19 protein-coding genes and 1 tRNA gene are annotated in these 22,866 nt (G+C 63.8%); 7 read left to right on the plus strand and 13 right to left on the minus strand.

Features of this window, described 5'->3' with window-relative positions:
* Positions 1-16: 16 nt before the first annotated feature.
* Positions 17-1,105 carry a Zn-dependent alcohol dehydrogenase gene (locus IVB24_RS06510; protein WP_094976628.1) on the plus strand — a complete coding sequence of 363 codons (1,089 nt, stop codon included), beginning with the start codon at positions 17-19 and terminating at the stop codon, positions 1,103-1,105.
* A 33-nt stretch (positions 1,106-1,138) separates the two neighbouring features.
* On the opposite strand, the gene IVB24_RS06515 is transcribed toward IVB24_RS06510, so the two are convergent.
* From IVB24_RS06515 to IVB24_RS06535, 5 genes are all read right to left on the minus strand, one after another.
* On the minus strand, positions 1,139-2,509 hold the full coding sequence (locus IVB24_RS06515) for a hypothetical protein (RefSeq protein ID WP_247772464.1): 1,371 nt from the start codon (positions 2,507-2,509) through the stop codon (positions 1,139-1,141).
* A gap of 289 nt (positions 2,510-2,798) precedes the next feature.
* Positions 2,799-4,271, minus strand: coding sequence for an amidase (locus tag IVB24_RS06520; protein ID WP_247772465.1), 1,473 nt, complete (start codon positions 4,269-4,271; stop codon positions 2,799-2,801).
* An 84-nt stretch (positions 4,272-4,355) separates the two neighbouring features.
* Entirely contained in the window at positions 4,356-5,327 is a 972-nt protein-coding gene (gene mbfA, locus IVB24_RS06525) for an iron exporter MbfA (RefSeq protein ID WP_094976631.1), read from the minus strand.
* A gap of 67 nt (positions 5,328-5,394) precedes the next feature.
* Complete coding sequence (locus IVB24_RS06530; protein WP_276578219.1) at positions 5,395-6,543, minus strand: alpha/beta hydrolase; 1,149 nt, start codon at positions 6,541-6,543, stop codon at positions 5,395-5,397.
* Positions 6,544-6,697: 154 nt separating this feature from the next.
* Positions 6,698-7,342 carry a TetR/AcrR family transcriptional regulator gene (locus tag IVB24_RS06535; RefSeq protein ID WP_247772466.1) on the minus strand — a complete coding sequence of 215 codons (645 nt, stop codon included), beginning with the start codon at positions 7,340-7,342 and terminating at the stop codon, positions 6,698-6,700.
* A gap of 90 nt (positions 7,343-7,432) precedes the next feature.
* On the opposite strand from IVB24_RS06535, the gene IVB24_RS06540 reads away from it, so the two are divergent.
* From IVB24_RS06540 to IVB24_RS06550, 3 genes are read left to right on the plus strand one after another with little or no spacing between them, the layout of a single operon-like run.
* A complete protein-coding gene (locus tag IVB24_RS06540; RefSeq protein ID WP_247772468.1) occupies positions 7,433-8,509 on the plus strand; it encodes an efflux RND transporter periplasmic adaptor subunit in 1,077 nt (358 codons plus the stop codon).
* Positions 8,506-9,579: an efflux RND transporter periplasmic adaptor subunit gene (locus IVB24_RS06545; RefSeq protein WP_247772470.1), complete on the plus strand. Its 1,074-nt coding sequence runs from the start codon at positions 8,506-8,508 to the stop codon at positions 9,577-9,579. Before IVB24_RS06540 ends, IVB24_RS06545 begins: the two co-directional genes overlap by 4 nt.
* A complete protein-coding gene (locus IVB24_RS06550) occupies positions 9,576-12,629 on the plus strand; it encodes an efflux RND transporter permease subunit (protein WP_247772471.1) in 3,054 nt (1,017 codons plus the stop codon). The genes IVB24_RS06545 and IVB24_RS06550 overlap by 4 nt, the downstream gene beginning before the upstream one ends.
* 25 nt (positions 12,630-12,654) lie before the next feature.
* Here IVB24_RS06550 and IVB24_RS06555 read toward each other — a convergent pair whose 3' ends face one another.
* The 4 genes from IVB24_RS06555 to IVB24_RS06570 form a co-directional block, all read right to left on the minus strand.
* Complete coding sequence (locus IVB24_RS06555) at positions 12,655-13,527, minus strand: MBL fold metallo-hydrolase (protein WP_247772473.1); 873 nt, start codon at positions 13,525-13,527, stop codon at positions 12,655-12,657.
* Between the two features lie 15 nt (positions 13,528-13,542).
* Positions 13,543-14,154 carry a glutathione S-transferase family protein gene (locus IVB24_RS06560; RefSeq protein WP_094976635.1) on the minus strand — a complete coding sequence of 204 codons (612 nt, stop codon included), beginning with the start codon at positions 14,152-14,154 and terminating at the stop codon, positions 13,543-13,545.
* A gap of 184 nt (positions 14,155-14,338) precedes the next feature.
* The gene (locus IVB24_RS06565; protein ID WP_247772475.1) at positions 14,339-15,181 is read right to left on the minus strand and encodes a fumarylacetoacetate hydrolase family protein; all 843 of its coding nucleotides are present in this window, start codon (positions 15,179-15,181) and stop codon (positions 14,339-14,341) included.
* Positions 15,182-15,266: 85 nt separating this feature from the next.
* Positions 15,267-16,115, minus strand: coding sequence for an MBL fold metallo-hydrolase (locus IVB24_RS06570; RefSeq protein ID WP_247772477.1), 849 nt, complete (start codon positions 16,113-16,115; stop codon positions 15,267-15,269).
* Positions 16,116-16,228: 113 nt separating this feature from the next.
* On the opposite strand from IVB24_RS06570, the gene IVB24_RS06575 reads away from it, so the two are divergent.
* On the plus strand, positions 16,229-16,705 hold the full coding sequence (locus IVB24_RS06575) for a DUF3775 domain-containing protein (RefSeq protein WP_162308759.1): 477 nt from the start codon (positions 16,229-16,231) through the stop codon (positions 16,703-16,705).
* Between the two features lie 94 nt (positions 16,706-16,799).
* On the opposite strand, the gene IVB24_RS06580 is transcribed toward IVB24_RS06575, so the two are convergent.
* Both IVB24_RS06580 and IVB24_RS06585 read right to left on the minus strand, forming a co-directional pair.
* The gene (locus IVB24_RS06580; protein WP_140481313.1) at positions 16,800-17,582 is read right to left on the minus strand and encodes an SDR family oxidoreductase; all 783 of its coding nucleotides are present in this window, start codon (positions 17,580-17,582) and stop codon (positions 16,800-16,802) included.
* Between the two features lie 125 nt (positions 17,583-17,707).
* Positions 17,708-18,220, minus strand: a complete 513-nt coding sequence (locus tag IVB24_RS06585; RefSeq protein WP_247772478.1) for a CvpA family protein — start codon at positions 18,218-18,220, stop codon at positions 17,708-17,710.
* 120 nt (positions 18,221-18,340) lie between these two features.
* Here IVB24_RS06585 and IVB24_RS06590 point away from each other — a divergent pair, with 120 nt between their 5' ends.
* A complete protein-coding gene (locus IVB24_RS06590) occupies positions 18,341-19,102 on the plus strand; it encodes an SDR family oxidoreductase (RefSeq protein WP_140481312.1) in 762 nt (253 codons plus the stop codon).
* 166 nt (positions 19,103-19,268) lie between these two features.
* Here the strand turns inward: IVB24_RS06590 and IVB24_RS06595 are convergent, their stop codons facing one another.
* Entirely contained in the window at positions 19,269-20,867 is a 1,599-nt protein-coding gene (locus IVB24_RS06595; RefSeq protein WP_247772480.1) for a choline dehydrogenase, read from the minus strand.
* Positions 20,868-21,007: 140 nt separating this feature from the next.
* On the minus strand, positions 21,008-22,441 hold the full coding sequence (locus IVB24_RS06600) for a coniferyl aldehyde dehydrogenase (protein WP_247772481.1): 1,434 nt from the start codon (positions 22,439-22,441) through the stop codon (positions 21,008-21,010).
* Positions 22,442-22,753: 312 nt separating this feature from the next.
* Between IVB24_RS06600 and IVB24_RS06605 the strand changes: the two genes are divergently transcribed.
* Positions 22,754-22,830 (plus strand) — tRNA-Met (locus IVB24_RS06605).
* Positions 22,831-22,866 lie beyond the last annotated feature (36 nt).

A 22,866-nucleotide genomic window follows, 5' to 3' on the forward strand; every position in this document is an offset into this window, starting at 1 on the left:
ACAGGGAGTGTGCTTAATGAAGGCCGCCGTCCTCTATGAAGTCAACCAGCCGCTGGTCATCGAGGATGTCAGCCTGCCGAAGCCCGGCCCGCGCGAAGTCCTGATCCGCACCACGGTCGCCGGGCTTTGTCACTCCGACCTGCATTTCATGGAAGGGCTTTACCCGCATCCGCTGCCCGCGGTGCTCGGCCACGAGTCCGCCGGTGTCGTCGAGCAGGTCGGCTCCGATGTCACTTACGTCAAGCCGGGTGACCACGTCGTCACCTGCCTGTCGGTGTTCTGCGGCACCTGCGACAATTGCACGACGGGCCGCACCGTGCTCTGCACCGACACCACCGTGAAGCTGCTGCCGGGCGTCTCGAACCGGATGCAGTGGTCGAAGCCCGAGAAGCTGCACCAGTTCCTCAATCTCTCGTCCTTTGCCGAGCAGATGCTGGTGCACGAGAACGCGATCGTCAAAATCCGCAAGGAAATGCCGCTCGATCTCGCCGCGCTGATCGGCTGCGGCGTCATCACCGGCTATGGCGCCGTGGTGAATACTGCGAAAGTGACGGCGGGTGAAACCGTGGCGGTAATTGGCTGCGGCGGCGTCGGCATGGCCGCGATCAACGGCGCCCAGATCGCAGGCGCCGGCCGCATCATCGCCATCGACACCAATCCGGCCAAGCTCCAGCTCGCGACCAAGCTGGGTGCGACCGACATCGTCAACCCCGCCGACGGCGACGTGGTGAAGCAGGTGCGCGACCTCACCAATGGCGGGGTGCATCATTCCTTCGAGGTGCTTGGCCGCAAGGAAACCGCTGAGCAGGCGTTCGGCATGCTCGCCTCCGGCGGCACGGCCACCATCGTCGGCATGATCCCGTTCGGCCAGAAGATCGAGCTGCACGGTTTCGATTTCCTGCGCGAGCGCAGGATCCAGGGCTCCTCGATGGGCTCGAACCATTTCCGCGTCGACATGCCGCGACTGGTCGATTTCTACCTGCGGGGACGGCTGCATCTGGAGGACTGGATCTCAGCGAAATTGAAGCTGAGCGAGATCAACGAAGGCTTTGCCAACATGAAAGCCGGCAAGACGCTGCGTAGCGTGATCGTCTTCGACAGCTAGCGCAACGGACGCCGTCGTCGCCGGGAACTCGAGTCAACGCGACGCAGCGAGAGCGTCGGCCGGGGCGCAGCGCGTCTCCTTCACGAGCAGCAGCGTCATGGCCGTGGCGAGACCTGCGACGAGCATATAGGCGAGGGATACGTTCAGGCCGGGACCCGCGAACAGCAAATAGGAGAACAATCCCGCGGTCGATGTGGTGAAGCCAAGCCAGGCAAACCTCGCAAAGCGAAATCCAATTTCGCCGTGGCGTAGATCGAGCACGAGGTAGAACACGAGAACGGTGTTGCAGAGCGCCGCCGGCAGCAGACCCATGACGATCCCGCTCTCGAATGCGAGATATGATAGTACGCCATCCACCTGGGCGATCACCGCGAAGGGCAGATAGCGCAGATTGAGGCAGGCCAGGGCGATGGACGCGAGTTCGAACGCATAGAAATAGCGCTCGTGCATCTTTGGAAGCAGGTAGGGCATGAGGACGAGCGATACGCACGCGACGAGCAGAATGAACTCCGGGCCCGTCCGCTTGGACTGTGCGATGAAGATCGACAGGGCAAGTCCGCTCGCCGCTGCGAGCACGAGGCCGGCGGCAACTCCGACCGCGTACGGCGTTCCGCCGGCGAATACCCAGACATTCGCTGCATTCATCGTGAGGCGGTGAAAGGTGTGAGCCTGGTCGAGATAGACCCCGAGCACGGAGACCACGGATCTGCCGGCGACGAGGACCGGAATGGCGAGGACCGCATAGGCTGCCGGAATTGCGGCAAGCCATGCCAAATGGATCCTGCGACGCAGGATCATGCCCAACACGAACGGCCCCAGGAAGACGCCCTGGGCCTTCACCGAACAGGCGACTGCGAATGGCACAACGCCGTTTCGGTCCCCCATGAACATCGCCACGGAAATCAGCGCGAAGAAAGCCCAGATCGAATCGGCCTGTCCCCACATGGCCCCGTTGAAGAGCGCCGTCGGCGCAAGCCACACCGCGCAGAAAGCCAGCGACGCGCGCAACGGCACGCTTGTCACGCGCCAGACCATCCGGGCCACGACGACCGCGCAGCCGACCTCGAAGATTGCCGAGATCATCTTCACGAGGGACAGCGGCTGGCCCAGCCAGTCAAATCGGGCAGCGATCAGCAGCAGGTAGCTGTAAAACGGCGTGTAGTTGGTGAAAGCCTCGGCCAGCCCGCCAATGCCATGATCTCGCGCAAAGGTATACCAGGTGATGTACTCGGCGGCGTCGGCGGTCGCGTGTTCCCGCGCGAGGTAACGGAGCACGATGCCCAGAAGCCCGCATCCGATCGCTATGGCAATCGGAGTGCGCCATCTCTCGGGCAGCGTCTCGTCCGGATTGGCGCGATGATAGGGATCGCGGAGCGCGCCTATCTCGATTGTGTCCTTTATCACGCAATCACTCTTGCTGGATTTGAGCGGTCGCCTTCACCAGGCTCAGAAGCACTCCGGATTTCGCAACGCGCCCCCCGCGACTTCCTCTCTGGGGGGCTGCCGTGACCTGCAATGTCTAGTGGCGAACAATTGCCAGCCGGATAAACGCCAGATGTCCGGTTGGCACATCGCCCGGGAAAAGATTGTTTGGTTAGCGATTGATTTATGGGCAGCAAGCAATCCAGGAATGTCTCCGCGGATGCAATCTGGATTGCTTGGTCGCAAGGGCTCCTCACCCCGACGGGGAGCACTAATCGTCGAACATTTTCGGCGGCGTGAACCCGCCGAATTCGCGCTCGATTAGCTCGGCAAGCTTCAGCGGCGTGCGGTCTTCGAGGAAGGGGCCGATGATCTGGACGCCGACCGGCAGGCCCTCCTTGGACAGACCGAGCGGAACGGCCGTGGCCGGCAAGCCCGTCAGCGTGGCGATGCCGGGCCAGGCAAGCTGGTCCGGATAGACATGGTCCTTGCCATCGATATTGATCTGGCGCTTCTCCTGCTCCGGCGAATGGTCATGCGGATAGGCGGGGGTCGGCATGATCGGACAGATCACCGCATCGAATGTCCTGAACAACTGCCGCCACTGCGCGCGCAGCCCGGCGCGCGCGCCCTCGTCGAACACCCAGGCCTGATGGGTGCTGGTCATGCCGCGGAGCCGCTCTGCAGCAAGGCTCTTGTCGTCGGGTGAGAGCTGCGCCGCGCCGGCCCGCGCGCCGGCGAGGATGTCGGGCGGAAAGAAGGCGCCCAGGAAGCTCATCAACATGCGCATATAGAGGCGCGTGGCCTCGCGGAAGTCGGGAAACAGCGGGCTTTCGCGCGCGACGCTCGCGCCGGCGCCCGTCAATCGCCCGGCCAGCGTCTCGATCGCGCCGCGAATGTCGGCATTCGCGGGCAACAAGGGATGACTGTCGATCACGAGCAGGCGGAAATCCTTCAGCTTGTCGTGGCGTGCATCCGGCAGCGCGAGCTTGTAGCCGACGCCGAGGTCGATCGGATCGGGACCGGCCATCACGTCCAGCAGCAGCGTCAGATCGGCCGCACTCCGCGCCATCGGACCGATCACCGCCATATCGCGTTCCATCGGGATCGCCGGAAATGGCGGCGGCGTATGGCCGCGCGTCGGGCAGATATTGTAGGTCGGCTTGTGCGCATAGACACCGCAATGGAATGCGGGCACGCGCAGCGAGCCGCCGATGTCGGATCCGAGCGAGAGCGGTCCGTAGCCGGCCGCAAGCGCTGCCGACGAGCCGCCCGATGAGCCGCCGGGCGTGCGGCCGAGATCGTATGGATTGTTGGTCGTGCCGTAGATGTCGTTGTAGCTCTGCCAGTCCCCCAGGCCCACGGGAACGTTGGTCTTGCCGAGAATGACGCCGCCGGCGTTCTTCACCCGGGAGATCGACAGCGCGTCCTCCGTCGGCTTGAAATCCTTTTGCGGCGTCCAGCCCCAGGTCGTGGGCAGGCCAGCAATGTTGAAGGATTCTTTCACCGTGACGGGCAGGCCGAGCAAGGGCTTGCGCTCGCCGCGCGCCAAGGCGGCGTCCGCATCGCGCGCGGCACTCAGCGCGCGGTCGAAATCGCGCACACAGATCGCATTGACCTTGTCGTCGTGACGCTCGATGCGGTCGATGGCATCCTGGGTAAGCTCGAGCGCGGAGACCTTCTTTGCGGTCAACGCGGCCGACAGTTCGACCGCGCTCTTGAAACTCCATTCCGATCTCGCCACGGCGCTTCTCCTGCTCTTGTTGTCGGAGGATGATGCGCAGTTTGTCCGAATGCTGCAACGGCTGTTTGACCGCGATTGACGCGCCTACGCCGCCCCGATCAATATCCCCACCGCCAGCACGATCGCGCCGCCGAGCACGATCTGGAATACGGCCTGGAGGAACGGCGTGTCCATGTAGCGCGCGCGGATGAAGGCGATCGCCCATAATTCGAAGAACACGACGACGCCGGCGATCGCGGTCGCGATCCAGAACGCGTTGGCCCAATGGTCCGGCACGAGATAGGGCAAGGTATGGCCGAGCCCGCCGAGCGTCGTCATCGCCCCGCAGGTGAGACCACGCAGCCAGGGCGAGCCGCGGCCTGTCAGCGAGCCGTCGTCCGAGAGCGCTTCCGCAAACCCCATGCTGATGCCGGCGCCGATCGAGGCGGCAAGACCGACGAGGAAGGTCTGCCAGTTCTGGTGCGTGGCGAAGGCCGCCGCAAACAGCGGCGCCAGCGTCGAGACCGAACCGTCCATCAGGCCGGCGAGGCCCGGCTGCACGTATTGCAGCACGAACATGCGGCGGTTGGTGCGATCCTCCTCGGCGCGGACGTCGGAATTCAGGATCTCGCCGGTCAGCTTTGCGGCGGTCTCCTCATGGGCCTTCTCGGCTTCGGCGAGATCGCCGAGCAGGCGGCGCACGCCGACATCCTGGGCCTGTTGGGCGGCCTTCACATAGAAGCGCTCCGCCTGCATCTCCATGGTCTCGACTTCCCTGCGGATGGCGTCGAGCGACAGGTTCTTGGTCAGCCAGACCGGGCGGCGGCGCAGGAATCCCTTGACGTCCTCGCGCCGGATCGGCGGCAGATGCGGGCCGAAGCGCTGCTCATAGAGTTCCAGCAGCATATGGCGATGGCCGCGCTCCTCCTCGGCCATCTGCTCGAACAGCTTGGCAGAGTCCGGATAGCGTTCCTTCAGGTCCTCCGCGAAGGTCATGTAGATGCGGCTGTCCTCCTCCTCGGAGGAGATCGCGACCGCAAGCACCTCGCGCTCGGTCAGGTCGGCAAAATTCTTCACGGCGGCCCTGTTTCGATAGTTTAGAATTATTCTAAACTATATAGGGCGCCTCCGTTTCCGGGTCAAATCAGGCCGTGCCGGCCCTGGCGAGGAAGTCGAGCAGCAGCCGGCTTACCTCGGCGGGTTGCTCCTGTTGCACCCAATGGCCGGCGCCGTCGACGAGGTGGCACCCGAGCATCTTCGTGCAGCCGCGCCCCTGCATCGCCTCGAAGGTGCCGGGGCGCTGATAAGTGCCCCAATCCTGCTTGCCCGAGATGAAGCATGAGGGCACGTCGATACTGCGGCCCGCGAACAATTGCATCTCGCTGTTGAGCATGCCCGTGGTGCCGTAGCGGTACCATTGCAGCCCGCCCTGGAATCCAGTGCGACCATATTCGGCGGCATAGTAGGCGAGGTCGCTATCCGGCAGCCATCGATTGGCGGCGATCGCCGCGGCCGACGGCATCTCCTTCGCGACCGTCTCGGCCATGGTCTCGCCGGCATCCATCACATAGTAAGTCGGCAGCTTTGCCAGCTCGCCGGCTGACCACGATTTCAGCGGATACGGCTTGTTATCGGTCCAGTCGGCGCTCTTGTGATGATAATAGGCGCGCAGGAAATCATGCACGCCCTGCGGCGCGTGCAGCATGTCCGCATTGGCCGGGCGTGTCGAATAGTACCATTGATAATGAATGCGCGCGCGCGGCAGCGCGGCGAGCTCGCGATGAACAGGGTCTTCGGCGGGCGGCTTTGCCGGTGTGTCGACCGTATTGAACGGCAGCGTCGGCGCTCCGCCGAACGGCGCGCTCATCAGCGTCACCGAGCGAAATACGTCGGGCCGGATCAGTGCGCACCAGGCCGCAACCGGGCTGCCGAAATCATGCCCGGCCAGATCGACCTGCCTGTAGCCGAACGCCGACACCAGGGCGAGCGCATCGCGCACGAGGTTGAGAAGCGAGAACGGCGTGAGGTCGCCGTCATAGTCCGCTGTCCAGCCCGTGGTGCGGCCATAGCCGCGCTGGTCCGGCGCGATCACGTGATAGCCGGCAGCAGCCAGCGTCGGCATCACCTTGCGCCAGGAGAAGGCGAGCTCCGGAAAACCGTGCAACAGCAGGATGCAGGGACGGCCCTTGGTCTCGAAGCCCGCCTCGAGCACATGCATGCGCAAGCCGTTGATGCCGTCGACGGTGCGCGAGCGGATTCCGGCGGGCAGGGGGATGTCGGGGAGTTCGGCCATGATGTTTCCCGATGACTGAGGATTTGCTGCTGCGGCCTGTTGCGAGGGACAATTGTAGGGACATTCGGACCGGCAACAAGCACGGCGCCAGGATCATGGCGTGATCCGATATGCGTATCGTCCAGCCGCGGCCGACGATCTCGACCGCCCCCCGTCAGCCGCGATTGTGATGCAAGGCAGGTTGCACGATGCCTTGCATCAGCAAGTCGATACTCGCCTCGGTAAATGCTTCAACGTCGATCGGCCGGCGACTGCCGAAAAGCAGCGACCAGAAGCTGAGGAACAAGCCTGGACTCAACATCAGTTCGGTGAATGCCGAAGCAGGAAACGGCCGGAACTCACCCGCGGCGATGCCGTCTGCGATCAGCTCCTCGAAACGCTCGATCATCGGGCGAATGAATTCGTCGTAGTGCCGGTCGACCAAGCCGGGAAACCGGCTGCCCTCGGCGATCAGGAAGCGGAGCGTCTCGCGCGAGGATCGGTCTTCGGCGATGTACTTATGGACGAAGACGATCATCGATCGCAGGCGCTCTGCACAGCTACCATGCAATCCGCTCGCGTAGTCTTGAATTTTGGGAAAGAACGACTGTGACTTGTAGCGGATCATCTCGTCGAAGACCCGCTCCTTGGTGTCGAAGTAGAAATAGATTGTCCCTTTCGTCACCCCGGCGCGCGCGGCGACGTCCTCCAGGCGAGTGGCGGCATAACCGCTTTTCACGAACTCCTCGAACGCCGCTTCAAGAATTTCCCCGGGACGCTCCGCCTTCCGACGGGCTCGTTTCTTGGGTTCACCTGTCATTTACCACCACAAAATCACCGCCACGACATTATTATTGACTTTGCAGTTAGTCAATAATAATCCTGCCTTGCTACTTTGCATAGGCAGGCGATGCGATCACTCTTCCGGATTCAACTTTTGGTCTTGCTGGCGGTATCGACTTCCGCCTGCGGGAGAGACCAGGCGCCTGTTCGTCCTGCGGCGCTGGTCAAATCCGAGGTCGTTAGCCTGAAGCCGCGCCAGACTGCCATCCGCTTGTCCGGCGATGTCCAGGCGCGCGTCAGCAGCGAATTGTCGTTTCAGGTGAGCGGGCGCGTGACCGAGCGCCTCGTCGATGTCGGAGCCCACGTCAAGGCCGGTGAAGTGCTGGCCAGGATCGATCCCACCGAACAGCGCGCCGACCTCGAAGGCGCGGAGGCCGCCGTGACCTCGGCCGAAGCGCAATTGCGGGTGGCCACGGCAAACTTCCAGCGTCAGCAAACCTTGATGGCCAGCGGATTCACGACCCGGCCATCTTACGATCAGGCGCAGGAAGCGCTCCATACCGCCGAAGGAAATCTCGAAGCCGCGAGGGCCCAATTGGGCACTTCGACCGATGCCCTCGGATATACGGAGCTTCGGGCAAGTGCGGCAGGCATCATTACGGCCCGCACCATCGAGGTCGGCCAGGTCGCGCAATCGGCGCAATCGGCCTATACGCTCGCCGAAGACGGTGCGCGCGACGCGGTCTTCAACGTCTACGAATCCATCTTCCTGCAAAAGCCCGAAGGCGACACGATCAAGCTCGCGCTGGTGTCGAAGCCAGACATTACCGCGCTCGGCAAGGTTCGCGAAATTTCCCCCACGCTCGATCCCAAGACCGGGACCGTCAAGGTCAAGATCGATATCCTGAATCCGCCCCCGGAAATGACCCTGGGCAGCGTCGTCATCGGGGAAGGCAAGAGCCGGCCCGTCGACAAGATCGTGTTGCCCTGGGATGCAATGTCGGCATCCCTGAAGGGGCCAGCCGTATGGGTCATCGACCCCGCGACCCATGCCGTTTCACTTCGGGACATCCTCGTCGAAAGCTACGAAACGAGCACTTTCGTGGTCGGCGCCGGGCTTGCTCTCGGCGAGCGCGTCGTCACGAGCGGCGGGAAATTGCTGCGGCCCGGCCAGATCGTGACCTTTGAAGGGGACGACGCATGAGCCGCCTCCGGACCCTTGGCATGATCGCGGCCTGCGCGATCCTCGCCGGTTGTGGCGACAAGTCCGCCGCGCCCGACCCGATCCGGCCGGTTCTCTCTATGGTGGTTGTCCCGCGCGGTGCCGCCAGCATCAGCGTGGTTGGAACGATCCAGCCGCGATATCAGACCGACTACGGATTTCGCATGCTGGGCCGCCTGATCGCGCGGAGGGTCAATGTCGGCGACATTGTCGATAAGGGGCAGCCGCTCGCGGCCGTGGATGCGACCGCGGCCGAACTGGCTGTGAGGTCCATCATGGGGGCGCTGACTACTGCCCAGGGGCAGCTGTCCAACGCGTCCGGCACGGCGGGGCGGCAGCGCACCCTGCTCGAAACCGGTGCCACCACGCAAGCAAGCCTCGACTCCGCCGAACAAGGCTATGCGGCGGCACAGGCCGGGGTCGTTCGCGCCCAATCCGATCTCGCCAAGGCGCGCGAGCAACTCGGCTATACCAAGCTCAACGCAGAATATGCCGGTGTGGTGACGGCCGTCGGCGCGCAGGTCGGACAGATCGTCAGTCCCGGGCAGACCGTCGTTACCGTGGCTCGGCCCGACGTCCGCGAGGCGGTGATCGACGTCGCCTCCGATCTGGCCGAAACCCTGCAAACAGGCATGCCGCTGACAGTCAGCCTGCAGCTCGATCCCGACAGCCGCGCCGAGGGCAAGTTGCGCGAGATCGGCCCGCAATCCGACGCGCTGACGCGTCTGCGCCGTGTTCGCATCACGCTCGAATCGCCGCCCGAAACATTTCGCCTGGGATCGACGATCACGACATTCATTCCAGGCAAGCCGGTACCGGGATGTCGTCTACCGTCGTCGGCGATCCTGACCCGGGACGGCAAGTCCAGCGTCTGGGTGTTCGATCCCGCGACGAGGTCGGTCGCAACGCGCAATGTCGAAGTCATCTCGAACGATGACGGCTCGGTCGACGTGACGAGCGGTATCGCGGCCGGCGACCGTGTGGTGACCGCCGGTGTGCATCATCTCAAGGAGGGCCAGAAGGTCCGCCTCGAACAGGAACCCGCAAATTGAAACCCTTCAATCTTTCCGACTGGGCGCTGCATCACCGCGCGCTGGTCTGGTACTTCATGATCGCCTTCATGGCTGTCGGCCTGTATGCCTATGTCAATCTGGGGCGCGAGGAGGATCCGGCCTTCACGATCAAGACGATGCTGATCCAGGCCAAATGGCCGGGCGCTTCGGCTGAGGAGGTCACCAAGCAGGTCACCGACCGGATCGAGAAGAAGCTGGAAGAGCTCGAAACGCTCGACTACACGAAGAGCATCACGACGCCCGGTCAGACCACGGTGTTCGTGAATTTGCGCGATACCACCAGGGCTCGCGACGTCGTGCCGACCTGGCTGCGCGTCCGCAACATGATCGCCGACATCCAGGGCGACTTTCCGAGCGGTGTCGTCGGCCCGGCATTCAACGATCGCTTCGGCGACGTTTTCGGCAACATCTACGCGCTCACCAGCGACGGCCTGACACAGCGCCAGTTGCGCGACCGCGTCGAGGACGTGCGCGCCAAGGTGTTGCAGGTCCCGGACGTCGGACGCGTCGATATCGTCGGCGCGCAGGACGAGGTGATCTATCTCGAGTTCTCGACCCGAAAGGTCGCGGCGCTCGGGCTCGACCAGCAATCGATACAGTCCTCGCTCCAGGCCCAGAACGCCATCACGCCGTCGGGCGTGCTGCAGGCGGGGCCGGAACGCATTCTCGTCAGGGTCAGCGGCCAGTTCACCACCGAAGAGAGCCTGAAGTCGATCAATCTGCGCGTCAACGATCGCTTTTTCCCGCTGACGGACGTGGCAACCGTCCGTCGCGGCTACGTCGATCCGCCGACGTCGCTGTTCAGGTTCAACGGCAAGCCGGCGATCGGCCTCACCATCGGCATGAAGCCGGGCGCCAATCTGCTCAAGTTCGGCGAGGCGCTGCAGAAGGAGATGGCGCGCATTTCCGGCGACCTGCCGGTCGGCGCCGAGATCCATCTGGTATCGGACCAACCGAAGATCGTGGATGAGGCGGTCTCCGGCTTTACCCGTGCCCTGTTCGAGGCGATCGTCATCGTGCTGGCCATCAGCTTCATCAGCCTCGGCTTGCGCGCGGGCCTCGTGGTCGCGATATCGATCCCGCTGGTGCTCGCAATCACCTTCGTTGTCATGCTCTATACCGGCGTCTCGCTGCAGCGCATTTCGCTGGGCGCGCTCATCATCGCTCTCGGCCTGCTGGTCGACGACGCCATGATCGCAGTCGAGATGATGGTGGCCCGGCTGGAATTGGGCGATACGCTCGCCAAGGCGGCGACTTACGTCTATACCTCGACAGCCTTTCCCATGCTGACGGGCACGCTGGTCACCGTCGCCAGTTTCGTCCCGATCGGTCTCAACAGCAGCGCGGCCGGCGAATTCACCTTTACCCTGTTCGTCGTCATCGCCGTCTCGCTCATCGTGTCGTGGATCGTCGCGGTGTTGTTCACGCCTTTGCTCGGGGTTGCCATCCTGCCGAGCAGGATGGAAGGCCATCACGAGAAACAGGGCAGGTTCTCGGCTGCCTTCGGCCGCGCACTCAGGTTCTGCATGAACCACCGCTGGCTCACCATCGGCGTGACGCTCGGCGCCTTCCTGCTTTCGGTCTTCGGTCTGAGCTACGTGCAGCAGCAATTCTTTCCGTCGTCGGATCGCAACGAGTTGATCGTGGACTGGAATCTGCCGCAGAACAGCTCGATCGCGGAAACCAACGCGCAGATGGCGCAGTTCGAGCGGGAAGCCCTGCAAGGGCAGCGCGACATCGATCACTGGTCGACCTATGTCGGGCAGGGGGCTCCGCGCTTCGTGCTGTCTTTCGACGTGCAGCCCGCGGACGTCTCTTTCGGTCAAATGGTGATCGTCACCAGGAATCTCGAGGCCCGTGACCGGCTGAGAGGCGAATTACAGGCCTACCTGAAGAAGATGTTTCCCGGGACCGACGCCAACGTGAAGCTGCTCGACATCGGCCCGCCGGTCGGCCGGCCGGTGCAGTACCGGCTCAGCGGTCCGGACGTCGGAAAAGTCCGCGCCTATGCCCAGCAACTCGCGGGGTTGATGTCGGGCAATCCGCATCTCGGCAGCGTGGTGTTCGATTGGATGGAGCCGGCCCGCGTCGTAAAGGTCGAAGTCTTGCAGGACAAGGCACGCCAACTCGGCGTCACCACCAAGGATATCGCATCGACGTTGAACGGCATCGTCGATGGAACCTCAATCACTCAGGTGCGCGACGACATCTATCTGATCAACGTGCTCGGCCGCGCCAACGACTCGGAACGCGGCTCGATCGAAACCCTTCGGAATCTTCAATTGTCGGGCAGCAGCGGTCAGTCCGTACCGCTCGCGGCCGTGGCGCAATTCCGCTACCAGCTCGAGCAGCCGACGATCTGGCGACGCTCGCGACTTCCTACCATCACGCTGGCCGCCGGCGTGCTCGACGACGTGCAGCCGGCCACCATCGTCAAGCAATTGCAGCAGCCGATCGCCGAATTCTCGGCGAAACTGCCGGTGGGCTACCAGGTGGTGATCGGCGGTGCCGTCGAGCAGAGCGCCAAATCGCAGGCGCCGATCGCCGCGGTCATTCCCGTCATGTTGTTCATCATGGCGACCATCCTGATGATCCAGTTGCAGAGCTTCAGCCGGCTGTTTTTGGTATTTGCGGTGGCGCCCCTTGCGCTGATCGGCGTGGTCGCGGCGTTGCTTCCGAGCAGGGCTCCGCTCGGCTTCGTCGCCATCCTTGGCGTGTTGGCGCTGATCGGCATCCTGATCCGGAACTCGGTGATCCTGATCGTGCAGATCGAACATCTGCGCGAGGAAGGAAAGCCCGCTTGGCAGGCCGTGATCGAAGCCACCGAACACCGCATGCGCCCGATCCTGCTCACCGCCGCCGCGGCCAGCCTCGCGCTGATCCCGATCTCGCGGGAGGTTTTCTGGGGGCCGATGGCCTACGCCATGATGGGCGGCATCATCGTCGGCACCGTGCTGACCCTCCTGTTCTTGCCGGCGCTTTACGTGGCCTGGTTCCGCATCAAGCCGGAGGATGGCGCCGCGGCATGACATGCAGCGGCTCCAAACCCCCGCATTATGTCGCCGCCGCGCAGACAAAGCCGCTGCCCTTGCGCCTGATCTTCCCCACCGATGGCGAGGGGAAATGCGCGGTGCAGCACAGCGTGTCGGTGTCGCAATAGCGCTCCAGGAAGTTGCGGCGTGTCGTTGCCGCCGCGGCCGGGTCGACGTCAAACTTCACCGACATTTCCGGATAGAGCGTCTGGATCGGCGAGTGCATGAGATCGCCACTGAAGACAGCGTCGTCTTTGTCGCGACCAAAGGTGAACGCGACGTGGCCGGGCGTGTGGCCCGGCGTCGGCAGGATGCGGACGTGGTCGCCGATCTGATGATCATTGCCGACGACTTCATGGCGCTTCGCCTCGACCACCGGCAGCACGCTATCGACGAAGGGCGGCACGGGTGCCTTCGCATTTTGCTCCGTCCAGTAGTCGAACTCCTGCTTGCCGAACACGTAGCGCGCCTTGGGGAAGGTCGGCACCCAGCGGCCGTTCTCCATTCGCGTGTTCCAGCCGACGTGATCGACATGCAGATGCGTGCACATCACGAAGTCGATGTCGTCAGGTGAAAAGCCCGCGCTCGCGAGTCCGCGCAGGTAGGTGTCATCGGTCTTCATGTTCCATTTCGCCCGCTGCGGCCTCGGCTTGTCGTTGCCGATGCAGCTGTCGACCAGAATGGTGTGATGCGGCGTCTTGATCACATAGGACTGGAAACACAGGATCAGCGTATCCTGCTCATCCAGCGCCTTTGCTTGCTGCATCCATGCGCGGTTCTCCGCCAGCACCTCTGGCGTCAAACCCGGCAACATCTCCAGCGCCGGCAGGAAAGTCGTTTCCTGCTCGATGACGCGATGGATGGTGAGATCGCCGACCGAGAACTTCAGGCTCATGAGGACTCCAGTTGCTTACGCTGCCGGCGGCACCGAGATCTTGACCGAGGGCCGCTGCAGCATCTTCTGATGGAAGGCATCGAGCTTCGGATAGGCCTTGCGCCAGCCGCAATCGGCGAAGCGGAAGTCGGCATAGCCGAGCACGCAAACGAGGCCGATCTGCGAGATGTCGAACGGGCCGTTCAGAACCTCAGGCATGTTCTCGAACCGCGCCATGCCGGTCCACGCCCTGTTCCAATGGTCGTCCGACCATGCCTGCCATTGCAGGCCCTGCGGCCGCACCATTTTCTCGTAGCGGCACAGCAGCATGGAATCGAGCATGCCGTTGAGCAGGGAATGATTGGTCTTGGCCTTCCAGCGCGCGGGACCGTAACCGGGGATCAGGGCTCCGCCGGCGATCTCGTTGAGATATTCGACGATGACGTAGGAGTCCAAAATCACGTCGCCGTCATTGGTGATCAGCACCGGCAGCTTCTTCAGCGGCGTGATCTTGGAATAGTCCTCATTGGCCGTGCCCGGCGCGACGCTTGCGGGCGTGAATTCGATCTTGTCGATCAGCCCAAGCTCGATCGCAGCGATGCGCACCTTGCGGGCGAAGGGCGAAGCGGGGGAAAAAGAGAGTTTCATGGGAAATAACCTCTATCCAGACAGACGGTCCTCATCCTGAGGAGCGCGCCCCTTGGCGCGCGTCTCGAAGGATGGCAGCGGGAGGTGTTCTCTCGTCACCCGGCGCGAACGTCGGGCGACTGTTTTCTTGGCGCATCCTTCGAGACGCGCGCTTTGCGCGCTCCTCAGGATGAGGGCGGACCGCTTACGCCGCCACGATCTCCTGCCTCTGCTCGCCGAGGCCCTCGATGCCGAGGGTCACGACGTCACCGACATTGAGGAAGGTCGGCGGCTTCATGCCGAGGCCGACGCCGGGCGGGGTGCCGGTGGTGATGACGTCGCCGGGCAGCAGCGTCATGAACTGCGAGACATAGGAGATGCACTTGGCCATGGAGAAGATCATGGTCTTGGTCGAACCGGTCTGGCGGCGCTGGCCGTTGACGTCCAGCCACATCGACAGGTCCTGCACGTCCTTGATCTCGTCCTTGGTGGCGAGCCAGGGGCCGAGCGGGCCGAACGTGTCGTGCGACTTGCCCTTGGTCCACTGTCCCAGGCGCTCGATCTGGAAGGCGCGCTCGGAGACGTCGTTGCAGACGCAATAGCCGGCGACATGGTTCAGCGCGTCGGCTTCCGAGACATATTTCGCACGGGTGCCGATGATGGCGGCGATCTCGACCTCCCAGTCGAGCTTGGTCGAGCCGCGCGGCTTCTCGACCGCGTCGTTCGGGCCGGATAGCGAGGTGTTGGCCTTCATGAAGATGATCGGCTCGCTCGGGATCTCGGCGCCGGTCTCCTTGGCATGGTCGGAATAGTTGAGGCCGATCGCGACGAATTTCGAGATGCCGGTGACGGGGGCGCCGAAACGGGGCTTGCCGGAGACCGCGGGCAGCGAGGCCGGATCGAGGCTTGCCAGCTTCTTCAGGCTCTCGGGCGAATAGGCCTCGCCAGTGAGGTCCTTCACATGCGCCGACAGGTCGCGCAACTGGCCGGATTTGTCGATCAGGCCGGGCTTTTCCGCACCCTTTTCGCCGTAACGAACAAGCTTCATTCTCGTTTCTCCCTGGAGATTGGACCGATCGGTTAACAGCTTCATGGAACAGGGCGGCGGGAAATTCAACCGCTCAAAACGGAGATCACCCCAGCGCCACGAACCTGAACGCGTCGCCGTCCCGCTTGATATGCCCGGCCGAGAAATGTCCGCCGATCACCAATGTCGGCGTGTCGGCAAAGCGGCCGAACAATTGCCGCCGCGTGTCGGCCGATTGCGCCTGGTTGGAATCCGCGGTCGAGGACCAGTCGAGATGCGCCATCTGGCAGGGGTGATGGGCGACGTCGCCGGTGAGCAGGCCCTGCTCGCCGTCCGACTGGACGAGAATGCTCATGTGCCCGGGACTGTGGCCCGGAGTCGGGATCATGCTGATCTCCTCGCAGAGCCGGTGGTCGCTCGGGATCAGATCGGCCTTGCCGGCATCGACGATCGGCTGCACGGAATCATTGAACACCGCCGCCTTGTCCGGCTCGGTCGAATGCTCGCGCCAATGCTCGTATTCGGTCCTGCCGAAAACGTAGCGCGCGTTCGCAAAGGTCGGCACCCACTTTCCGCCGACCAGCTTCGTATTCCAGCCGACATGGTCGACATGAAGATGTGTGCACAGCACGGTGTCGATGCTTTCAGGGGCAAAGCCCGCCGCGGCCATGGTCTCCAGGAACGGTGTGCTGCGGCTGTTCCAGGTCGGCACGTTGCGGCCCTGCTTGTCGTTGCCGAGGCCGGTGTCGACCACGATGCGGCGCGACGGCGTCTCCACCACCAGCGAATGGATCGACATTTTCAGCCGGCCCTCGTCGGTGGCGAAATGCGGGATCAGCCAGGGCAGCTTCTGGATCTCGGCGTTATCAGCGAGCGGCAGGATGAAGCGGGTCGAGCCGACCGTCTCCAGCTCCACAACTTTGGTGATTTTGACCTGCCCGACCTTCCACTGCATCCGGCGCCCTCCCATTTTATTGCTTTGGCGCCGAAACATGCGGTTTTCCGCCATAATCCGCAATGGATCATCTGACGCGATGCGGCGTTATCGCGGGAACCGGAGGAGGAGCCATGCCAGAGCTTGCAATATCGGCTGAAAAGCTCGCGTTCATCATCGAGAAGGCGCGTGAGTTCGACGTCAAGGAAGGGAATTCCGATCCGGATTCCGGCTCCAACCCCGGCGATGACGATGCGCTCGATGTCCTGGAGGACGACGGCTCCGATCCCGTCGTCCAGGAGCTCGGCGGCTTCATCATCGCCTTGAACGAGGACGAGCAGCTTGATCTCGTCGCGCTGACCTGGCTCGGCCGCGGCGACGGCACGATCGACGATTGGGATGATTTGCGCGCCCGCGCGGTGGAGGCGCGAGCTGAGTACGGCAGTCCGCGCCGCGAAACCGTGCGCTATCTGCTCGGCGACCCCATGCTGGGCGATCTGCTCGCCAACGGGCTCGACGAATTCGGCATCGACTGGACCGACGAGCGCACGACGGCCGATTCCTCCGCTCCCAGTCAGCAGGACGAAGACGAGCCGACAAAGCAGCGGTGATGATCGGGCTCTGACGCCTCCGCATCGTCATGCCCGGAACAAGCCCGGGCATGACCATCTTTGTGAAAATGGGCGTTGCGGATGTGATGGTGGATTACAGCGTGCCCGGAAACGCACCGCCATCCAGCAGGATGTTCTGGCCGGTGATGAAGCCGGCCTTGGCACCGCAAAGGAAGGCGCAGGCATAGCCGAACTCGTCGGGCTGGCCGAAGCGGCCGGCCGGGTTGAGCTTGGCGCGCTCGGCCAGGACCTGCTCGGGCGTCGTGCCGCGCTTGTCGGCTTCACCCTTCGCGGTGCTGGTCAGGCGATCCGTCTCGAACGGGCCGGGCAGCAGGCCGTTGATGGTGACGTTGTTGATCACGGTCTTGCGCGACAGGCCCGCGATGAAGCCGGTGAGGCCGGCGCGCGCGCCGTTGGAGAGGCCGAGGATGTCGATCGGCGCCTTCACCGCCGCCGAGGTGATGTTGACGATGCGGCCGAACTTGCGCGCCATCATGCCGTCCACGGTCGCCTTGATCAGTTCGATCGGGGTCAGCATGTTGGCGTCGATCGCCTTGATCCAGTCGTCGCGGGTCCAGTTGCGGAAATCGCCGGGCGGCGGGCCGCCGGCATTGTTGATCAGGATGTCGGGCTCGGGGCACGCCTTCAGCACGGCCTCGCGGCCGGCCGGCGTCGTGATGTCGCCGACGATCTCGGTGACCTTCACGCCAGGATAGGCTTTCCGGATCTCGTCCGCCGTTTTCTTCAAAGCTTCGGCGCCGCGCGCGGTGAGCGTGACGTCGACGCCGGCCTCCGCCAGCGAGATGGCGCAGGCACGCCCAAGGCCCTTGCTGGATGCGCAGACGATGGCGCGGCGACCTTTGATCCCAAGATCCACTGTTTCACTCCCGTAAATTGCAGGCAGGTTTTGGATGGCGGCACTCTAGCCAACATCGGCGCCGCTGATAAGGCATGGGCCCGCGTCAAAATGCATGGCGCTCGGCGCGGCGATGCAAATGCGCTCTAGATCCGCCGTTCCTGCTTGAGGCGGTCGATCGCGGAGGCCGCCTCCGGTGGCAGCGATTTGAAGCCCATCTGACCCGCCGTCGAGAACAGCGGCCGCAGATACGAGCCGGCGAGAAAGGGCGGCTGCTTGTTGGCCGGCACGATCTGGTCGAACACCAGCACCAGCGTGGTGGCGACGAGGCCGACCCTGACGGCGCCGAGCGCGGCGCCGCCGAGCCGGTCGCCGATGCCGGCGTCGCGGATCGTGTCGTTCAGCGCCAGGCCGCCGATATAGCCGAACAGCATGCCGACCACCACGAAGATGCCGAACAGCCAGATCCAGTTCTGCAGCCATGGCGCATTCGGGTTGCCGGCGATCTGCGGCACGATCAGCGGCATCAGCGCCACCGCGATCGGCGCGGCGAGCAGATAGGCGAGAATGGTCATGGCGCTGCGGAGCAGGCCGGTCCTGAAACCGAAGCCGACTGCGATGGCGAGCGCGGCATAGACCGCGAGATCGAAACTGTTCATCAGAAGAAACTCGCCTCGGTTAAACGAATGAACGCCGGACCGATCATTCCGGTTTCAGATCGATAAAATCGTCTGTATTGATGGCTCCAAAAGCTCGAGGGTTACGCCGGGGAAATCGTCATGTCAGGCCTATTCGACGTCAGTAAAGAAACCATCCTCGTCACGGGCGCGAGCCAGGGGCTGGGGCGGCAATTTGCCCGGGTGCTGGCGGCCCATGGGGCGGCGGTCGCGCTCGCGGCGCGTCAGGCCGACAAGCTGAAGAGCCTGGAGGAGGAGATCCGCGGCAAGGGCGGCCGCGCCGCCGCGGTCGCGCTCGACGTCACCGACACCGCCTCGATCGCGCGGGCCGTCGACGCGGCGGAGGCCGTGCTCGGTCCCGTCACCGTGCTGATCAACAATGCCGGCATCGCCATCGAGAAGCTTGCGACCGAGCAGACCGAAGCGGATTGGGACGCGGTGATCGGCGCCAATCTGAAGGGCGCCTATTTTCTGGCAACGGAAGTCGCGCGGCGCATGATCGCGCGCAAGCAGTCAGGCAACATCGTCAACATCGCCTCCGTGCTCGGCACCGGCGTGTTGAAGGCGGTGTCGCCCTACGCGATCTCCAAGGCCGGCATCATCCAGGCGACGAAAGCGATGGCGCTGGAGCTCGCCGGCCAGAACATCCGCATCAACGCGCTCGCGCCCGGCTATATCGACACCGAGATGAACCACGCCTTCTGGTCGACGCCGGCAGGCGAGCGCCTGGCCAAACGCATCCCGCAGCGCCGCGTCGGCGCCGAGTCCGATCTCGACGGCGCGATCCTGCTGCTGGCATCACAAGCGTCGCGGTACATGACCGGAAGCGTGGTGACGGTCGATGGCGGGTTCTTGCTGAATTGAACGCTGCGGTCGTCCCGGGGCGCGCGCAGCGCGAGCCCGGGATCCATAGCCACAGGAAGCAGTTTTGCGAAGATTTGGAGTTGCCTGTTTACCCCACAGGATAGCCTGTGGTTATGGATCCCCGCCTTCGCGGGGATGACAGCGGAGGATGGCGCGACACCGTCGCTCAACTCGCCTTCATCTCCGCCCTGATCATGTCTGCCGCCTTCTCCCCGATCATGATGGTCGGCGCGTTGGTGTTGCCGCCGATCAGCGTCGGCATGATCGAAGCGTCGACGATGCGTAATCCTTCGACCCCGTGCACCTTCAGGGCCGGATCGACCACGGCCATCGCATCCATCCCCATCTTGCAGGTGCCGACGGGGTGATAGACGGTGTCGACGCGCTCGCGCAAAATGTTGCGGATGTCGTCGTCGGTTCGGACGTCGGACGTGAACATGTCCTTCTTCTGCAGCGCGCGCAGCGCCGGCGTCTCCATCAGGCGGCGCGTGGTCCTGAAGCCTGCGACCATCCCCTCGACATCTTCTTCCTCGCCGAGGAAATTCGGATCGATCATCGGCGCCGCGAGCGGGTCGGCGCTTTTCAGCCAGACGCTGCCGCGGCTCTTCGGCCGTAGCAGGCAGACATGGCACGAGAAGCCCGCCTCCTTGTGCTTTTTACGGCCGTGGTCGTCGAGCATCGCGATGACGAAGTGGAGCTGGATGTCGGGTACGTCGAGATCAGGCCGGGTTTTCAAGAAGCCGCCGCACTCGGCAAAATTGCTGGTCATCAGGCCGCGCCGTTCGCGGCGATATTGCTGGATGGCGCGGAGCAGGGACGGCAGCCGGCCGAGCGAGGCATGAACAAAGTGCGGATAATCGGAGGCGTAGACGAACACGAAATCCGGGTGGTCCTGCAGATTGCGCCCGACGCCCGGCAGATGATGGACGGCGTCAATGCCGTGCGTTCGAAGCGCATCGCCGTCGCCGATGCCCGACAGCATCAGCAATTGCGGCGACTGGAAGGCGCCGCCGGCAAGGATCACCTCGCGGCGCGCGCGCAGCTGCTTCGTCTGCTTGCCCTGCAGGTATTCGATGCCGACCGCGCGCCCTCCTTCGAACAGGATTTTCGTGGCGTGTGCGCCCGTCTCGACGCGCAGATTCGCGCGCTTGTCCGTGTGAGGCTGAACATAAGCCCGCGCCGCGCTCCAGCGCTCGCCATTGTGCTGCGTCGCCTGGTAGCTGCCGAGCCCTTCATGGTCCTCACCATTGAAGTCGTCGCGGATGCGAAACTGCGCCTCTCGCGCGGCTTGATGGAAGACGTCATGGATCGGATTGTCCGAGCGCAGCCTGTTGACATGCAGCGGGCCGCCCTTGCCATGATACTCGCCGTCGAAATCGGAATTGTTCTCCGAGCGCTTGAAATAAGGCAGCACGTCCGCATACGACCAGCCGGCATTGCCGAGCGAGGCCCAGTGGTCGTAGTCGGAGCGATGGCCGCGGATGTAGACCATGGCGTTGATCGCCGAAGAGCCGCCGAGGCCCCTGCCGCGCGGCTGATAGCCGATGCGGCCGTTCAATCCCTTTTGCGGCACCGTGTCGAAAGCCCAGTTGGCCGCGCTGTAGGGCAGCGCGAGTCCGAACGGCGTGGTGATCCGCCAGCTGTCGTTCTTGCCGCCGGCATCGAGCAGCGCCACGGACGTCGCCGCATCCTCGGACAGCCGCCCCGCCACGGCGCATCCGCCGGAGCCCGCGCCCACGACGACGAAATCGAATGTGTCAGTCACTGATGTTTCCCCCATTGCGAGCTTTTTGTTGTTTCGTCATTCCGGGGCGCGCGTAGCGCGAGCCCGGAATCCATTCACCACAATTGATGCCGATAGATGGATTCCGGGCTCGCGCTACGCGCGCCCCGGAATGACTGCCCCTACGACATGAACCGCATCAATTTCTCCAGCCGCGCGATCCTGCCGCCATAGGGCGGATAGAGATCGGCGAGGCGGTTGAACTTGGAGCGATAGAACACCGGCTTCAGCTTGCTGAACGTGCGAAAGCCCCATTCGCCGTGATAGGCGCCGGTGCCGGATGCGCCGACGCCGCCCATCGGCTGGTTGATTTGCGTGAAGTGAAACAGGCAGTCGTTGACGGTGACACCGCCGGAGACGGTGCGTGCCAGCACCTCGTCGCGTGCGGCGCCGTCCTTGCCGAACCAGTACAGCGCCAGCGGCCGGTCGCAATGGTTGATGAAAGCGATGGCATTACTGGGATCGCGATAGCCGAGAATCGGGAGAACTGGCCCAAAAATCTCCTCCTGCATCGCCGCCATCGCTTCGGTCGCACCGACGATCAGCGTCGGCGGGAATTTTCGATGCGCCTTCCAGTTCGGGTCGTCCGCCTTCGCCGGTTGCAGGATCTTTGCGCCGCGCTGCGCCGCGTCCGCAACGAGATTTTCGAGCCGGGCGTAATGCCGGTCCGAGATGATCGAACTGTAGTCCTTGTTCGAGGGATCGGTGCCGAACATCCGCCGCATCTGCGCGCGCACCTTCTCGGCGAAGGCCTGCAGCGCCTGCTCCGGCACCAGCACATAGTCCGGCGCGATGCAGGTCTGCCCGGCATTGAGCAGCTTGCCGTAGGCGATGCGCTCGGCCGCTTCGTCTAGGTCGGCCGAGGCGTCGATGATCGCAGGCGACTTGCCGCCGAGCTCGAGGGTGACCGGCGTGAGGTTACGCCCCGCGGCCTCCGCCACGATCCGCCCGACCCGGGTCGAGCCGGTGAACACGAGGTGATCGAACGGCAGGCGCGCAAACGCCTCTGCGATCTCGCCCTCGATGCCGGTGACCAGCAGCTCGGTCGCATCGAACCGCGCGGCGACCGTCTCCTTCAGCAGGCCTGCGAAATGCGGCGTGAGCTCACTCGGCTTGATCAGGACGCGATTGCCGGCGGCGAGCGCGCCGATCGCCGGCGCGAGCGTGAGCTGCAGCGGATAGTTCCAGGGCGCGATGATGCCGACGACGCCGAGCGGCTGCGGTATCAGCCGGTTGCGCGCGGGCAGGAATTGCAGCGCGGTCGCGACCCGCTGCGGCGTCATCCAGCTCTTCAGGTGCTTTGTGGCGTGCCGGATCTCGGAAAACACCAGCATCGTCTCGGCGATGGTGGTCTCGACCGCCGAGCGGTGGCCGAAATCGGCCGAGATCGCCTGCCGGAAACGCTCCTCGTTGTCGGCGACCACGGCCCGCAGCCGCGCCAGCCGGTCGAGCCGCTCGGCAAGGCCGGCGGGCGGCTCGTCCCGCGACCGCGCGACCATGGCGTGGAAGGCGTCCTCCAGCGCTCCGACCGGGGCGCTCGTCAGGGATTTGTCCACGGGCGTTCCTCCCTCAAAGGCGCGTTTCAGCCTTATCTTGTTGCCGCAAGCTGGCCCTTTGTGGAACTTCTGGCAAGAGCGCGGGGAACGCAGCGGAAATTGGTCGATTCCCCTGTCATAAAGTCGAAAAAAACGTTCCCGCAGCCCTTTCCAAAGACAGCCCGCCTTGATACATACGCCCAGCACCCGACGGGCTTTGCCCCGGGTTGCCTTCCAAGGAAGCCTTTGGGACGGACGAGAAAAGCCACGCGAACAGCGCCGGCCTCAACCAACCGTCCCCGGGATCCAGCTGAAGGCAAAGCAAGTGTTTAACGCGGGGTGGAGCAGCCCGGTAGCTCGTCAGGCTCATAACCTGAAGGTCATAGGTTCAAATCCTATCCCCGCAACCAAATTCGGATTTTACCGGATCCGATACGAAAATGGCC

Source organism: Bradyrhizobium sp. 192 (assembly GCF_023100965.1).
Lineage (GTDB): Bacteria > Pseudomonadota > Alphaproteobacteria > Rhizobiales > Xanthobacteraceae > Bradyrhizobium > Bradyrhizobium symbiodeficiens.